This window comes from Anaerostipes rhamnosivorans (assembly GCF_005280655.1).
GTDB classification, from domain to species: Bacteria; Bacillota; Clostridia; order Lachnospirales; family Lachnospiraceae; genus Anaerostipes; species Anaerostipes rhamnosivorans.
In genome coordinates this window covers 2681444-2696357 of sequence record NZ_CP040058.1, presented here as the reverse complement: position 1 = coordinate 2696357, position 14914 = coordinate 2681444, and the positions used below count along the sequence as shown (strand labels likewise).

General features: G+C 39.0%; 19 protein-coding genes. All 19 read left to right on the top strand.

The annotated features are described in order from the left end of the window. The first annotated feature begins 55 nt into the window (after window positions 1-55). The 19 genes from AR1Y2_RS18050 (at window position 56) to AR1Y2_RS13300 (ending at window position 14892) form a co-directional block, all read left to right on the top strand. The gene (locus tag AR1Y2_RS18050; RefSeq protein WP_137329414.1) at window positions 56-1318 is read left to right on the top strand and encodes a phage portal protein; all 1263 of its coding nucleotides are present in this window, start codon (window positions 56-58) and stop codon (window positions 1316-1318) included. After that, entirely contained in the window at window positions 1243-1812 is a 570-nt protein-coding gene (locus AR1Y2_RS13380) for an HK97 family phage prohead protease (protein WP_243118910.1), read from the top strand. Before AR1Y2_RS18050 ends, AR1Y2_RS13380 begins: the two co-directional genes overlap by 76 nt. A gap of 10 nt (window positions 1813-1822) precedes the next feature. Further along, the gene (locus AR1Y2_RS13375) at window positions 1823-2998 is read left to right on the top strand and encodes a phage major capsid protein (RefSeq protein ID WP_175403716.1); all 1176 of its coding nucleotides are present in this window, start codon (window positions 1823-1825) and stop codon (window positions 2996-2998) included. Between the two features lie 9 nt (window positions 2999-3007). Further along, window positions 3008-3157 carry a hypothetical protein gene (locus tag AR1Y2_RS17830; RefSeq protein ID WP_175403652.1) on the top strand — a complete coding sequence of 50 codons (150 nt, stop codon included), beginning with the start codon at window positions 3008-3010 and terminating at the stop codon, window positions 3155-3157. After that, window positions 3144-3434, top strand: a complete 291-nt coding sequence (locus tag AR1Y2_RS13370; RefSeq protein ID WP_137329411.1) for a head-tail connector protein — start codon at window positions 3144-3146, stop codon at window positions 3432-3434. Before AR1Y2_RS17830 ends, AR1Y2_RS13370 begins: the two co-directional genes overlap by 14 nt. 9 nt (window positions 3435-3443) lie before the next feature. After that, on the top strand, window positions 3444-3797 hold the full coding sequence (locus AR1Y2_RS13365) for a phage head closure protein (RefSeq protein WP_137329410.1): 354 nt from the start codon (window positions 3444-3446) through the stop codon (window positions 3795-3797). Then, window positions 3784-4242 (top strand): HK97 gp10 family phage protein, encoded by a 459-nt coding sequence (locus AR1Y2_RS13360; protein WP_137329409.1) that lies wholly within the window; start codon window positions 3784-3786, stop codon window positions 4240-4242. The genes AR1Y2_RS13365 and AR1Y2_RS13360 overlap by 14 nt, the downstream gene beginning before the upstream one ends. After that, a complete protein-coding gene (locus tag AR1Y2_RS13355; RefSeq protein ID WP_137329408.1) occupies window positions 4239-4700 on the top strand; it encodes a phage tail terminator family protein in 462 nt (153 codons plus the stop codon). The genes AR1Y2_RS13360 and AR1Y2_RS13355 overlap by 4 nt, the downstream gene beginning before the upstream one ends. Further along, window positions 4681-5724, top strand: coding sequence for a phage tail sheath subtilisin-like domain-containing protein (locus AR1Y2_RS13350; RefSeq protein WP_137329407.1), 1044 nt, complete (start codon window positions 4681-4683; stop codon window positions 5722-5724). Before AR1Y2_RS13355 ends, AR1Y2_RS13350 begins: the two co-directional genes overlap by 20 nt. Before the next feature lie 80 nt (window positions 5725-5804). After that, a complete protein-coding gene (locus AR1Y2_RS13345) occupies window positions 5805-6164 on the top strand; it encodes a phage tail tube protein (protein WP_243118754.1) in 360 nt (119 codons plus the stop codon). A gap of 11 nt (window positions 6165-6175) precedes the next feature. Then, complete coding sequence (locus AR1Y2_RS13340; RefSeq protein ID WP_137329405.1) at window positions 6176-6574, top strand: phage tail assembly chaperone; 399 nt, start codon at window positions 6176-6178, stop codon at window positions 6572-6574. Between the two features lie 225 nt (window positions 6575-6799). After that, window positions 6800-8920: a phage tail tape measure protein gene (locus AR1Y2_RS13335; RefSeq protein WP_137329404.1), complete on the top strand. Its 2121-nt coding sequence runs from the start codon at window positions 6800-6802 to the stop codon at window positions 8918-8920. A gap of 241 nt (window positions 8921-9161) precedes the next feature. After that, window positions 9162-9623, top strand: coding sequence for a LysM peptidoglycan-binding domain-containing protein (locus AR1Y2_RS13330; protein WP_243118753.1), 462 nt, complete (start codon window positions 9162-9164; stop codon window positions 9621-9623). Further along, complete coding sequence (locus AR1Y2_RS13325; protein ID WP_137329402.1) at window positions 9620-11338, top strand: XkdQ/YqbQ family protein; 1719 nt, start codon at window positions 9620-9622, stop codon at window positions 11336-11338. The genes AR1Y2_RS13330 and AR1Y2_RS13325 overlap by 4 nt, the downstream gene beginning before the upstream one ends. Further along, window positions 11335-11571: a hypothetical protein gene (locus AR1Y2_RS13320; RefSeq protein WP_118476676.1), complete on the top strand. Its 237-nt coding sequence runs from the start codon at window positions 11335-11337 to the stop codon at window positions 11569-11571. Before AR1Y2_RS13325 ends, AR1Y2_RS13320 begins: the two co-directional genes overlap by 4 nt. Window position 11572: 1 nt before the next feature. Then, window positions 11573-11983 (top strand): DUF2634 domain-containing protein, encoded by a 411-nt coding sequence (locus tag AR1Y2_RS13315; RefSeq protein ID WP_137329401.1) that lies wholly within the window; start codon window positions 11573-11575, stop codon window positions 11981-11983. Further along, window positions 11976-13034 (top strand): baseplate J/gp47 family protein, encoded by a 1059-nt coding sequence (locus tag AR1Y2_RS13310; RefSeq protein WP_175403651.1) that lies wholly within the window; start codon window positions 11976-11978, stop codon window positions 13032-13034. The genes AR1Y2_RS13315 and AR1Y2_RS13310 overlap by 8 nt, the downstream gene beginning before the upstream one ends. Then, window positions 13025-13552 carry a putative phage tail protein gene (locus tag AR1Y2_RS13305; RefSeq protein ID WP_137329399.1) on the top strand — a complete coding sequence of 176 codons (528 nt, stop codon included), beginning with the start codon at window positions 13025-13027 and terminating at the stop codon, window positions 13550-13552. The genes AR1Y2_RS13310 and AR1Y2_RS13305 overlap by 10 nt, the downstream gene beginning before the upstream one ends. Beyond that, on the top strand, window positions 13552-14892 hold the full coding sequence (locus tag AR1Y2_RS13300) for a hypothetical protein (protein WP_137329398.1): 1341 nt from the start codon (window positions 13552-13554) through the stop codon (window positions 14890-14892). Before AR1Y2_RS13305 ends, AR1Y2_RS13300 begins: the two co-directional genes overlap by 1 nt. Window positions 14893-14914: the final 22 nt, after the last annotated feature.

Sequence of the window (14914 nt, the reverse complement as noted above, 5' to 3'; positions counted from 1 at the left end):
GAAGTTTTTTAAAAGAAAGGAACGGGCGGAGCCTGAAGTTAAAGAAACACCGGAAATGAACGAAGCTCTGTTAAGAGCCTTTATCTATGGTGTTGAAATGGATCGGGAAAAAGCGATGAACATTCCATCTCTTGCGGGGGCAATTCTTAAAATAGCGGATACAGTGGCGGCAATCCCTATCAAGCTTTATAAAAGGAACGGTGATAAAAATGAAGTGGTAGAAGACGAAAGAACGGTCCTTTTAAATGAAGATACCGGGGATACATTGGATGGATACCAGTTCAAACATGCGCTAATAATGGATTATTTCCTGGGAAAAGGAGGGTACGCATATATCAATAAAAGTGGAAGGAAGATAGAAAGCCTGCACTATGTAAAAGAAAGCAATATTTCCTTTCGGGAAAATGCTGATGTTATTTTCAAGGATTATCAGATCATGGTACAGGGGAATACATATGATCCGGAAGACTGGATCAGGCTATTGAGAAATACAGAAGATGGGATCAGGGGAAAAAGTATCATAGAAGAAAATAAGGAATCGTTGTCGGTGGCATACACAGCTTTAAAATTTGAAAAAAATCTTGTTTCAAAAGGTGGAAATAAAAAAGGATTTTTAAAATCAGAACGCCGATTGAAGAAAGAGCAAATGGATGAATTGAAAGCAGCGTGGAAAGAACTCTACTCAAATAATGGAGAAAATGTTGTCATTCTAAATGAAGGTATGGACTTCAAAGAAGCATCGAACACTTCAGTTGAGATGCAGCTCAATGAAAATAAAAAAACAAATGGAATAGAAGTTTGCAAAATTGTCGGAACTCCGCCGGCAATGATTGAAGGAAAAGCCACAGAGCGAGATGAGAAGATTTTTATTAAATATGAGATCAACAACGTCCTAAAAGCTTTGGAAACTGCAATCAACCGGGCAATGCTGCTTGAATCAGAAAAAGGGGAATATTACTTTGAAGCAGATACAGATGATCTGAACCGAAGCGATATTGAAAAACGATACGCTGCATACGGGACAGGCATTGAAAAAGGATTCTTGCAAGTAGATGAAGTGAGAAAAAAAGAGAAGATGCCACAGCTGGGAGTCGAATTTATAAAACTCGGATTAAACGATGGATTACTTGATCCGGTTGCAAATAAAGTTTATGTGTTAAATACCAATAAAACGATTGATCTAAACAAATTAAGAAAGGGGGAAGAAGAAGGAGAGTTGAACTTAGAGAACAATCCGTCCTCATTGACGGATACGTCAATGCAGTCGGGAGAGATAGCAGGCCAATCAGGGACCGAAGAACCGGAGAAAAATTTATAGAACAAATTGTCCCAGGAGTTTTTAAAAAAGCATTAGAGCGGGCAGATGATGTTGAAATTTTATTGAACCACGACCATTCAAGGCGACTTGGAAGTACAAAGGAAAATATAAAATTATTTGAAGACAATATCGGACTTCGGGCGATTGCGGAGATCACGGACGCTGAGATCGTGGAAAAAGCAAAAGAAAAGAAACTTCGGGGCTGGTCCTTTGGTTTTGTCGAGAAAAAAGCAAGTGAAGAAGAAATGAAAACAGGTCTAAAGCGAAGATACGTGGAAGATCTTGACCTGAAAGAGGTATCTTTAATTGACGAAAGGAAGCTTCCATGTTACGTAGGAACTTCGATCTATTTGCGTTCTGAAGGGGAAGAAGTGATTGAGGAGCGGGCCGAGGAGACAGAGGCCGTATATGAGGATTTAAGAGCTGGAGAAAAACTGGATCTTTCATCATACAAAAACAGAATTAAAAATTTAGGAGGGAAAATTAAGGAATAAGCAGAGAAGAATTGTAACAACAAAAAAAGGAATCCAGGAAAGAGCAGAAAACATTAAGGGTCTAAAAGAGCAGAGAGCTGCCTATCTGGAAGAATTACAGGGGATTGTAGAAACGGCGGAAATAGAAGAGCGTGCAATGAGCAATGATGAGCAAGGGAAATTTGACGACCTGGAAAAAAAGATAGCCGGGATTGATGCGACGATTAAGGCAAAAGAAAAAGTTCGTTCTATGTATCCTGAGAAAAAAACAGAGCAGCAGGAACAAAAAACGGGGGAACTCAGTGTCGAAGAAAGAGCGTTCGTTGATTATCTCCGAGGCAACGCAACAGAAGAGCGCGCGGAAAACTTAACATTTACGGATAACGGGGCAGTCATTCCAAATTCTATCATGAATAAAATCATTGAAAAGGTCGTTGATATTTGTCCGGTATATCAGATGTCAGATCGGTATAATGTAGGCGGAAATATTTCAATTCCATATTATGACGAAGAAACAAGTTCTATTACAATGGCTTATGCGGATGAGTTTACGGAATTGACTTCAAGTTCCGGATCCTTCAAGTCAATTGATTTATCCGGATTCCTGGCAGGGGCATTGACGCTAGTATCAAAAAAACTGATGAATAACAGCAATTTCAATGTTCTTCAGAAAGTCATAGAATATATGGGTAAAGCAATTGCGAAATTTGTAGAACATGAATGTCTGATCGGAACAGCAGATAAAGCAGACGGAATGAAAGGGGTAAAACAGGTAATAACTGCGGGAGCAGCAAACGCCATCACAGCCGATGAGCTGATTGATGTACAGGAAGAAGTGCCGGATACGTATCAAGGAGAATGTATCTGGATTATGAATAAAGATACTAGAAAGGCAATTCGGAAACTGAAGGATGCAGATGGAAATTATTTATTAAATCGGGATGTATCTGCGAAGTGGGGTTATACTTTGCTTGGAAAAGATGTGTATTGCTCTGCAAACATGGAAAAGATGGAAGCGGGGAAAGATGCAATTATCTACGGGGATATGAGCGGTCTTGCAGTAAAGGTAACAGAAGAAGCATCTATCGAGGTGCTGAGGGAAAAGTATGCGACGATGCACGCCGTTGGAGTGGTTGCATGGATGGAAATTGATACAAAGGTGGCAGACGTTCAGAAGATTGCGAAGCTGAAAATGAAAGCGTCATAGGAGGAGTCTATGGAGATTCGAGCATTAAAAAAATTTTGTGGTACCATCACAATGTCAAAAGGAGAAGTCAGAGAATGTGAAGAGACGGAGGTCGTAAAAGACCTACTGAAAGTCGGATACATTGAAAAAGTGAGGAAAACAAAGAATGAAGGCAAATGAACTCACGCCGGAATACATAGCTGACTATCTAAAAATTGACGATCCCGAAGAAAGTGATTTTAAGGATATTGAAATATTTCATTCCGCAGCAATCGACTACATAAAAAATCAGACTGGAATTGATGATCAAAAGATCAATTCCAGCGATGATCTGACAGTAGCAATTCTTGTTCTGGTAGAAGATATGTATGATAACCGAAGAATGTATGTTGACAACCAGAACATGAATCGGGTCGTGGAAAACATCATTTATCAATATTCAGAAAATTTGATTTAGGAGGACCTAATGAAGCAAATTAATATTGGTAAAATGAACAAAAGGATTTTTGTTATAAGAAGAGAAGAAACAGAAGATGCAATGGGACAGACGGTTCATCGTGAAATAAAGGGAAAAAGAATATGGGCGACTGTAAAATCTATTAGGGGAGGAGAATACTATGAGGCATTAAAAATTATTCCGGAGATCTCCTATGTTATTTACACAAGGTACAGGGAAGACATTAAAACGGATACAATCCTTGAGTATAAGGGGAAGAAATTAGAAGTGAAATATGTTGCGGATATAGAGGAACAACACCAAATGCTTGAGATTCAGTGCACAGAGTATATAAAAGAAGGTGATATCAGTGATCTCTTTTGACTTCGATGGAATTGAAGAAATTGAAGAACAGTTAGAGGCCGCCGCAAAAAAATTCCCGGATCTTGCAGAAAGTACATTGAAAAAAGAACAGTCTGAATTTAAAAAAGATATGAAGCAGGAGACATGGAATAAGGTAAAAAAGGGAACCGGAAACATAGTAAAAGGATTTCGATTTGACAAGATATATCGTTTCAGAGCGGATTTTGAAACAAACTTTCTTGCAGAGGGAGGAAAAAAGAATCCTCATTTTCATTTGATTAACAATGGACACGAGATGGTCACTCCGGTCAGCAGAAAAGGGAAGAAACTCAAAAATGGAGGTCAGACGGTCGGGTTTGTTCATGGGAAACGGATCAAAGAGCCGGTTATTGCAAAGTGGCATGAAAAACATGCAGAGCGGGCGAAACGGATGTTAAACAGGATATGTGAGGAGGCAAATAAGTGATAGAATTAAAAAGCATAAAGAATGCCTATATCAAGATTCTGAAAAAGCAATGTCCAGAAATTAAAAAAATATATTCGATAGAAGTAGAAGAAGGATATAAAACCCCTTCTTTTTTTGTACGTATTATTCCGCTTATTTTCAGAGAAAGAGCAACAATCAGCATTGTAAAATCACAATGCATGATTGAGACAACGTTCTTCCAAAAAGACAAGGATGAATCTCAACAGCTTGAAATAGCCGAAAAGATTAGAGAGGGGATTGGAGACTATATTGAAGTTTGTGAAGAGAAGTTAAGAGTCATGGATACTGAACTGGGATACACCGGGAAAGCACAGAACATCATGCAATTTACATTCAATCTTGAATTTTACGAGGATATTCGTCAAATCGCAACAGAACCGAAAATCAAAGGTGTAAGAGTAAAGGAGGAAATAACACATGGGAATGCCACAAATTAGCATCAGATTTTCAGAACTGGCCAAAAGTGTAACAGATAGAGCCGGTTCTAAAACCGTTGGGTTAATCCTAGCAGCAACAAATAAAGAAAAAATTCTAAAACTTGCTCCGGGGGACAAGGCTCCATCGGGAGTAGATAAAAATGCAGTTGAAATGTCTTTGATTGGGGGAGAACAGAAGCCAAAACGGACAGTTATTGTTTTTGCGGGAGAAGGATTTACCGAGATAGATACCGCGCTTGAAACGCTGGAAAGCGAGCAAATTGATTACCTTGCACTTAACGGAACGGCAGAAGGGGTTTCACAAAAAGTTGTAGATTGGGTAAAAGAGCAAAGAGCGCAGGGGAAGAACGTAAAGGCAGTTATGAATTATGAAGCTGATCATGAAGCCGTTATAAATTACGCAACAGAGAATACGACAGTTGATGGTAAAGATTATACCGCAGATCAGTTTTGTCCGCGTATCGCTGGACTTCTTGCAGGAACACCGATCACAATGTCTGCAACTTATTTTGTCCTTCCGGAAGTACAGGATTGTACAAGAATGAAGAAAGCCGAAATGGACAATGCAATCAACGAAGGAAAGCTGATTCTTTTCTACGATGGAGAAGATATCCGGATCGCAAGGGGTGTAAACTCATTAAAAACAATAACTTCAGAAAAGGGGGAACAGCAAAAGAAGATTAAGATTGTCGACATTATGGACACCATACGGGCAGATATTACGCGCACGGTCCGTAATAACTGGATCGGGAAAGTTCCGAATACATACGACAATAAGTGTCTTTTAGTATCGGCAATTCAAAATTATTTGGATGATTTGGTAAAACAGAGTGTTTTATCTGCGGCCGCAGTGGAAATTGACATCGAAGCTAACAAAGAATATTTAGAGGCAGCAGGGTATGATACCACTGAAATGTCCAGCGAAGAGCTTAAAAAAGCAAACACGGGTGACAGCGTCTTCCTGAAAGCGAGTATTGGAATTGTTGACGCAATCGAAGACATTATCATGGAGATTACAATTTAGGAGGTAGGAAAAGGGATAGCTACAAAGAAAATCAAGTAATTAACGGAACTTGGGGTGAAGTCTGGTTAAATGAACAATACATGGCTGAAGCGATTGGGTTAGAGGCAAAATATAAGATTACAAAAGCAGATGTAAACCAGACCGGGACACTCACAAAAGGAAAGAAGATCACGGAGATTGAGGGAACTGGTACATTAAAATTAAATAAAGTGTCCTCGTATATGTTGAAACTGTTGCTTGAGGATGTAAAACAAGGGAAAATGCCGGATATAACGATTATTTCAAATCTAAAAGATCCAGCCGCAGCTGGGAATGAGCGAGTAAAAATAACCGGCGTAAGCTTTGATGAATTAACGATAGCGGACTGGGAAGCTGGAAAATTAGGTGAAGAGTCATATGCATTTACTTTTGAAAATGCAGAATTGATTGACGCGGTATAGGAGGAGATAAAATGAATTTGATTGATAAATTATTACAGATTGATAAAAAGAAGATAACAGAGAAGAAAGAAAAAACATATGAGTCAGGCAGAATGCAAGAATTAATCGGAGATCCGAAAATTACAATCAGGGAAATTGATCCGGAAAGGTTATCTGAATTACAGTGTAATGCAGTAAACGCAGAGACAGGTAAACCGGATCTGACAAAAATGTATGACATTAACCTGCTTATTACAACAGAAGGAGTAGTGAATCCAGACCTAAGGGATAAAGGTCTTCAAGAGCATTTTGGAGCAGCCACTCCAAAAGATCTGGCAAAGATGATATTTAAAAATGAGGTCATGGAGATTGCTGATGCAATTTCCGAATTGGGTGCACCATCAGTTAAGGCGGAAACAATAAAAAACTAATCTATGAAAAAGAAGATATCAGCATGGGGTATCTTCTTTTTCGTGATCATAATATTCTGCCAGAGCAACACATGAATATGGGGCCAAATCAGCAACAAGTGGTGTATGGGTATCTGCTGAAAGAATGCGAAGAAAGAGAGGAGGCGCAAAAGGAGCAGAGTAATTGATGCGACGCTCAGATTAGTCGATAAGTTTTCATCACCACTGTCAAAGGCTGCAAAAAATATGGAGCATCAGACGGGGCTGATGCAGCGGCAGGCAAAACAGATTCAAAAGGCAGGAAAATCAATTCAATCTGTTGGTTCTTCTCTGACCAGAAAAGTCACCATGCCAATCATAGGGGTTGGGATGGCGAGTGGAAAGATGGCTGACACTTTCCAAAGGAACATGGGGCAGATTAATACCCTGTTAGACAATACGAGCCATTTACAGGGCTACAAAGATGCGGTCCTGCGAACATCGAATGATACCGGGCTGGGGCTTGATACAACAGCGAAAGGAATGTATCAAGCAATTTCAAGTCTGGGTGATGGAGGGAAGAAAACAGAAAAGATATTTGATGCCATGGCTAAATCCGCGAAAGCAGGTGGAGCTGAGGTAAAAGACTCTGTATCCCTGATTTCTTCCGGTATGAAAGGCTACAATAGCATTTCAGAAGGGACTGCAAAGAAGATATCTGACTTGGCATTCCAGACGCAGAAACTAGGCGTTACGACATTTCCTGAAATGGCGCAGAGTATGCAGCCACTTTTTCCGCTTGGAAAAAGCTTGAACGTGAGCTACGAAGAGCTATTCGGATCCATGGCGACGTTGACCGGGGTTACGGGGAATACGGCAGAAGTAACCACGCAGATGAAAGGAATTTTTACTGGGCTGTTAAAGCCTACAGAGTCCATGCAAAATTTGATGGCTAAATATGGCTATCAAAACGGGCAGGCAATGATCAAGGCGAAGGGAATGAGTGGAGTCCTTCAGATTCTGAAAAAAGAAACAGGCGGCCAGTCCGATAAGATGGCGAAGTTGTTTGGAAACTCACGAGCCTTGGTTGGTGCATTGGCCCTGACCGGTTCCCAATATGATACATTCAATCAGAAAACGAAAAAAATGAATGATTCAACGGGATCAACAGAGAAAGCATTAAAAGCAATTCAAACACCGCTGAGTAAGATCAGAAAGTCCGTCAATATTGTAAAGAACGGAATGACGGTTTTCGGGGAGGCTGTCTTAAAGGTAGTTGTTCCGCCAGCAACAAAGCTGGCCAATAAGGTAAAGGACCTATCTGAACGGTTTTCCAAACTGAATCCAAAGACACAGGAAACGATTGTAAAAATCGCTATGGTAGCGGCAGCGGTCGGACCGGTGATTTTAATGTTTGGAAAAATGGTTTTTTGGGTAGGGAAATCATATCTCGCATGGGCAAAATTGCTCAGAAGCATCAATAGATTTGGCGGGATTGCCGCAATGATTAAAAGTCCAGCTGGTATCGTGATTATTGCGTTGCTGGCAATTGTAACAGCAGCAGTCTTAGTTTATAAGAACTGGGATAAAATCAGTGCTGGTGCAAAGAAGATGGCCAAATTCGTAATATCGGCCATGAAAAGTGCAGGAATTGATGTAAAGCAATTAGGAAAGACCGTAAAAGCGATAGCCTCTAATATAAACAGTGCATTTAAAACAATCATAAAAATATTGAAGAGTTTACTAAAAGCTCTTGCACCGATAGCGAAATTTATCGGCGGAACGTTGCTAAAAATCGTGAAGCTGGCAATGAAGTTAATGATCGGATATTTTTCGGGATGGCTGAAATCTACGCTGGATATTATCAAAGGTGTTACAAAAGCCTTTTCCGGAATTGTAGATTTTATCTCCGGAGTTTTTACGGGGAATTGGAAAAAGGCTTGGCAGGGCGTTAAAAAAATCTTTTCTGGAATTTTTGAAGCATTGCTGGGAATAGCAAAACGCCCGTTGAACGGGATTATCGGTCTGGTGAATACTGTAATTGGCGGGCTGAATAAGTTGAAGATTAAAATTCCTTCTTGGGTTCCAGGGAAATATGGAGGGAAAAGCTTTGGAGTGAATATTCCTAAGATCCCGGCTCTTGCAAAAGGTACTCAAAATTGGAAAGGCGGTATTGCACAGATTAACGAGAAAGGCGGAGAACTCGTTAATCTGCCGAGTGGTGCAAAAGTTTGGCCGCACGATAAAAGCATACAAAAAGCCAGAGAAGAAGGAAAGAAATCAATCATAATTCAAAAACTGGCCGATCAGATTATCGTGAGGTCGGATGAAGACATTGACCGTATTGTGGATGAGATTGTGAAGAAACTATCAAAAGTTGTAGTATGAGGAGGAAGAAAGGGAATTTTGGTTAAACAATGGAAGTGATAAAATCAGGCTTGCAGTCATCCCGTCTTCTTATAAGATCTCAGACGGACAAAACAATACAAGCGTAAACGTACATCGAAAAGGAGAAATAAATTTACTTGGAGAAAAGGCACTGAGAACAGTTGAGATCAGTGCCTTTTTCCCTGCAAAGGAATATGACTTCTGCCAATACAAAGGATTTAACACGGATCCATGGCATTATGTGAAGAAGATTAAGGCGTGGAAAGATGGAAAAGTTACCCCACAACTCATGATTACAGGAAAACCAAATATCAACATGGCGGTGTCTATTGAGAGTTTCGAGTATGGGCAGGATGACGGAACCGAAGATGTTAGCTTTACGCTCAGTTTAAAAGAATATGTGGTAGTTAAATATACGACACAACCGAAAAAAACAAATACCAAGTCGGGAAAGAAAGTAAAAAAGAAAAGCAAGACAAAAAAGAGATCAAGTAAGAAAATAAAAACTTCAACGTATAAGGTAAAAAAAGGAGATACCTTGTGGGGTATTGCAAAGAAAAAGACGGGGAAATCATCGAACTGGAAAAAAATCTACAAGAAAAACAAAACGATCATTGAAAAAACTGCAAGAAAACATGGGAGGAAATCATCCAGTAATGGACATTGGATTTATCCCGGAACAAAGCTGGTGATAGAAAAATGAGCCTAAAAGTTAAATGGAAAGGCAATGACATTACAGACATAACTACGAACTATACATGGTCAGGCAGTAGCTATCAAGCTGCTAGAACATTTGAGTTTGGAATGGTGAATCCGGCAGGAGATAAGAATTTTAAAATTCCAAATATAAAAGTCGGGGATGTTGTTTGCTTTTATGATGGAGATAATAAATTGTTTCATGGGAAGGTAACAACAAGAACCAGGACCGGAGAAGCAGGAAATACAACTATCACATGCAATGATTTCATGATTCATCTGTTACGGAGCAAGGGGACGTATAAATTCAAAAAGAAAAAACCGGAACAAATTGTGAAACTGATCTGCAAAGATCTGAAGGTTAAGACAACAAGTTTAGCGAAAACCGGGGTAAAAATATCAAAGATCTTCTTTCAGGAAAAAGAATACTACAATATGATCCTTGCAGTTTATACAAAGGCATATCGGAAAAAAGGAAAGAAATATATGCCGGTTATGGTAGGGGATAAGCTTTCTGTAATAGAAAAAGGAAAACTACTTAAAATCGAACTGAATCAGGGAGAGGGAATCACAGAATCAGAGTTTCAGGAGACGAGCGATTCTATGATCAATAAAGTCGCAATATATAATGAAAAGAATAAGAAGATTGGCACGTTAACAAACAAGAAATGGATGAAAACGTATGGAACCTTTCAGGAGGCGATTACGGTTGACAAAGGCAGCGGAAAAAAAGAAGCAAAGAACACACTAACAGGAATAGAAAAAAGTGCGTCCATTACTGCGATTGGTGACATCCGGTGTATCTCAGGATATGGATTAAAAATACATGATGATGATTCTGGACTGACCGGAAAATTTTACATCGAAAACGACTCCCATACCTGGGAAAACGGCACGCACATGATGACTTTAGAACTTGCATTTAAAAATATCATGGATACCCAGGATGGTGATACGGAAGATAATAAGACAAAAAGCACAGGGATACTGAATGGAAAAAAAGTAAAAGCTTTGTTCACGGCATATTACCCGGCCAACAATAAAATGGAAGGTGGGTTTTATGATTGCAAAGGGAAAAAGCTTGATCCCTCAAAATATACCTGCGCTGCACCAAAGTCAATTTCATACGGAAAGCAGATTCAGGTCCTTGGAACAAAAACGTCCAGGGACAAAAAAGTGCATAAGGTCAATGACCGTGGCGGCCGGATTAATATAGAAAATGGAGTTTACCATTTTGATTTATTAATGAAGACAAAAGCACAGTGTAATAAATTTGGAAAGCGAAAAGGGTACGCAATCATCGGGAATGGAACGGGATTTAAGCAGACAAGTGCATCCGGAGGGAAAGCGGATAAAGTAATCTCTAAGGCAAAAACATATAAAGGGAAAGTCCGATATGTATTCGGTGCCGCAAGCCCGCAAAGTGGAAAATCGGATTGTTCTGGATACACGCAATATGTTTTTAAAAAAGCGGCCGGAATCAGTATTGGGAGAACGGCAGCGGCCCAAGCAACTAAAGGAAAGAAGATCTCAAAAAAAAACTTGAAGAAAGGCGATCTGGTAATCTTCCAGGGGACCTATAAGGCCGGGCCTTCTCATGTCGGGATTTATCTTGGGAATAAGCAGTTTATACACTGTTCAAGTTCAGGAGGGGTGAAGATCAGCAATCTAAACAGCACATATTATGTGAAACATTGGATGCAGGGAAGGAGGGTGCTGTGAATCAATATGAACAGTTATTAGAGATTATGAAGAAGATGGGAAGCAAAACAAATCCTGAAGAGCTTCAGTTGGCCGAAGCAGTATCTTCAACAGAAATACAAGTTGGAGGGAACAAATTAGATACAGACGACTATAAGATAAACGAAAATATCAAAGATCTGAAAGCTGGGGATTTGGTCTTGGTATATAAGATAAGAGACGATCTCTACATAATCATTTGCAAGGTGGTGTGATATGTTTCCATTTGAAGAAGATACAGAAGAAGAGAATATTAATGAAGAGGAAGAAGAGTGGTATCCAAAAGAGTATGAGGTCGATTTTACGACAGGAAAGCTGACCGGGAAAATTGTTGAAGGGTCAAAGGCTATTGCTGTATGGTGCTATCTTGCCTTATTGATTCCTAGATACAAGTATTACCAGTATTCATGGGAGCATGGAAGCGAATTAAGAGAATTAATCGGATCGAATAATTCGGACGAATACATAGAATCAGAAGTCAATCGTTTGATATCGGAATGCGTGTCAGAGAATCCTTATGTCACTGGGATTGAGAACCTTCAGATAGAAAGGCAGGAAAGCACACTTAAAATTACATTTGCGATCATTACGGACTATGGAAAGGAGGGAGTTGATATCAATGTATGAAGAAATGACATTTGATTATATCATTGCACTTATGATGGAAGATATGCCGGACGGTCTGGATACTTCTGAAGGGAGTTTAATTTACCACGCTTGTTCAAAATGTGCAGCACAGCTGGAAGAAGCGTATCTTCAACTGGCCGCAGTATATGAAAATATTTATCCGGATACGGCTGATCTGGATCATCTTGTACTCTTTGGCCAGGAAAAAGGTATTTATATAGAAGAAGCAACAGCAGCAGTTTTCAAAGGAAAATTTAATATTTCGATAGAAATCGGAAGCGAGTTTTCCGGAGACGATTATGATTATATCGTTACAGAATTGATTGACGATATAACACATACGTACAAGCTGGAATGCGAAGAAACGGGGACGGATCCAAACGGGTGGCTAGGAGAATTAACACCGCTTGATGATATTGACGGTCTGGAAACAGCCGAGTTGGTTGAACTCATTGAACCTGGAAGCGAAGAGGAGGATGAAGAATCATATCGGATGAGATTACTGGACAGTTTTGAAATTAAACCTTTTGCGGGCAATAGAGCGTACTACATTCAGGAGATAGGAAAGATCGAGGGTGTAGGAGGAGTAAAAGTATATCGCAGAGAGGGAGGAACCATCCCTGTGTATGTGATTTCTTCTACGTATGAAAGACCGGATGATGATGTCATACAGCGAGTACAGGAGGCAGTAGATCCATTACAAAATAATGGAGATGGAATAGGGATTGCTCCGATTGGCCATTCCGTTTTGATTAATGGTGTAGTAGAAGTAAAGATTAATCTTGATATGGCATTAATTTTTGACGTTGGTTTTGCATATGAAGATCTGAAAAGTCAGATCGAGAGTGCAATTTCAGAATACTTTCTTTTGCTTAGAAAAGACTGGATAGAAAAAGATAATATTGTAGTAAGGAAAGCAGGAGTTGAAAATGCAATATTTAACATTGAAGGAGTCCAGGATGTGACGGAAATAAAATTAAACGGTCTTACTTCAAATATAACACTTGATGAAAATGTAATACCTATACAGGGGGATATCATATGCAGTTAGAATACCCTGAATGTGTGATAGCGATTGATGAGATCAAGGCTGTTTATGACAAAGGTGACATTATAGAAAAAAAACTGTTTGGACATATAGAAACGGCTGATCAAGATACGAATATTACAACATCTACGGAAAATGGAATAAAGAGAAGAGAAGAAATCCTAAAAGTGAATCCAAAAGATACGGAATCTCTTGAGGACAGAAGGTTCCGTATCTTGATTAAATGGTATGACAGCTATCCATACACATTCCGTGACCTTATTAACCGTATGGATAATCTATTAGGTAAAGGAAATTATACGATTGTTATAGATAATGACACTCAGGAAATGATGTGTCGCTTAGAACTTAAAAAACGAGCAATGTATGATGAGTTTGTAAAATTGCTAGAAACAATCGTGCCTCTTAATATAAAAATGGATATTATGCTTCGGTACCGGCAATGGTTAGAATATAAGAACATAACATGGAAAGATTTGAAATTAAAAACATGGTATGACATGAGAAATGAGGCGAGGTAATGGCAGAAAAAAAGTATACAGAGCATTTAGAGCTGACACAGCAGTCCGAAGAGGATTTTGTGGATGGCGAAGAGATATCGAGAAGTTTTAGGGTCTTAGATAATACAGTTTGGAAAAACAAAATGGACATGGAAGATGTAAAACATGACCTGTTTCCTTCTTATACAGTAGAATTAGAGAAAGAAACAGATATTCCAATAATAAAGAGTAACATTATCTATGGAAACAGTAAGTATTTAGCACTGACGGAAAACGGATATTGCGTATCCGAAAATGGTGAGGCCTGGAATAGCCGTACATACGAGAATTTTTCCGGAGAATTTGTTGCCGGATTTCTCTCTGGGAAGTTTATTGTTTGTGGTCCGCCTGATAAGGGTATCTATATATCTGAAACGACGGAAATAGGAGATTGGCAAAATGTAAACGGTCCAGGGGTTGTAATCAAAGGTATGAATGAAGTAAACGGACGTTACTTTGTGATTGATGAAGAAGGTCATTTGTTCGAAATTTTGAATAATATAAGCACACCAGCTTTTAGCCCTTTGTATGAATCTTCCATGTCAGGGATTACGGATATAACATATGGAAATGGAACTTATGTGATATCTACTACAAAAGGACTGCGTTTTTCCAATGATGAGTTTAGATCACTTAAAAAAATATCAAATAATGGTGATGAAAATTTTATGAACTTAAATTTTACAAGTGTACGGTATGCCGGAAAACAGTTCCTTGCTGTCACGCAGGATGGAAATATATACACTTCGACAGATACGCGAATGTGGGAGCACACATCGTTTTTAGACAAAACGGTAACAAGACAAATAGAATTTTTAAATGGATTATTCTTTATCATTTGTGGAAGATACATTTTCGCAACGAAAGACGGGAGAGCAGCAAAATCTTTTATTGCATCGCTAGATGATATGACTGGAGTTGTAAATGCAAAAGAGAAGATTGCTTTTTACGACACCGCATCACGTGTATCTTATGTTTCGGTAGAAAAAAGTCTAAAAGAGCAGGTTTCCGAACTAAATGCGGATTTAAATAGTACTGATTTAAATTTAAATAAGATTAAGGAATCACTTCCATACAAAGTACTACCAACAAATAGAAAAATAATAGATTCACTTGATGAAAACAATGGAAATTTTATCTTTTACATAAATAGTTACGATAACTATGGAGGTTGTGATGTACCGGGAAAAGAAAATTATTATGGAATAGTATTTGCGGCAGGTGGAAGATATTCACAAGTGCTTTGTATGGGGAATTTAAATGGAGGTTTATATACACGAGTTAAAATTAACGGATCCTGGTCAGGATGGTTTGCGAAGTAAATAGGAATTTAGTTTAGGACCG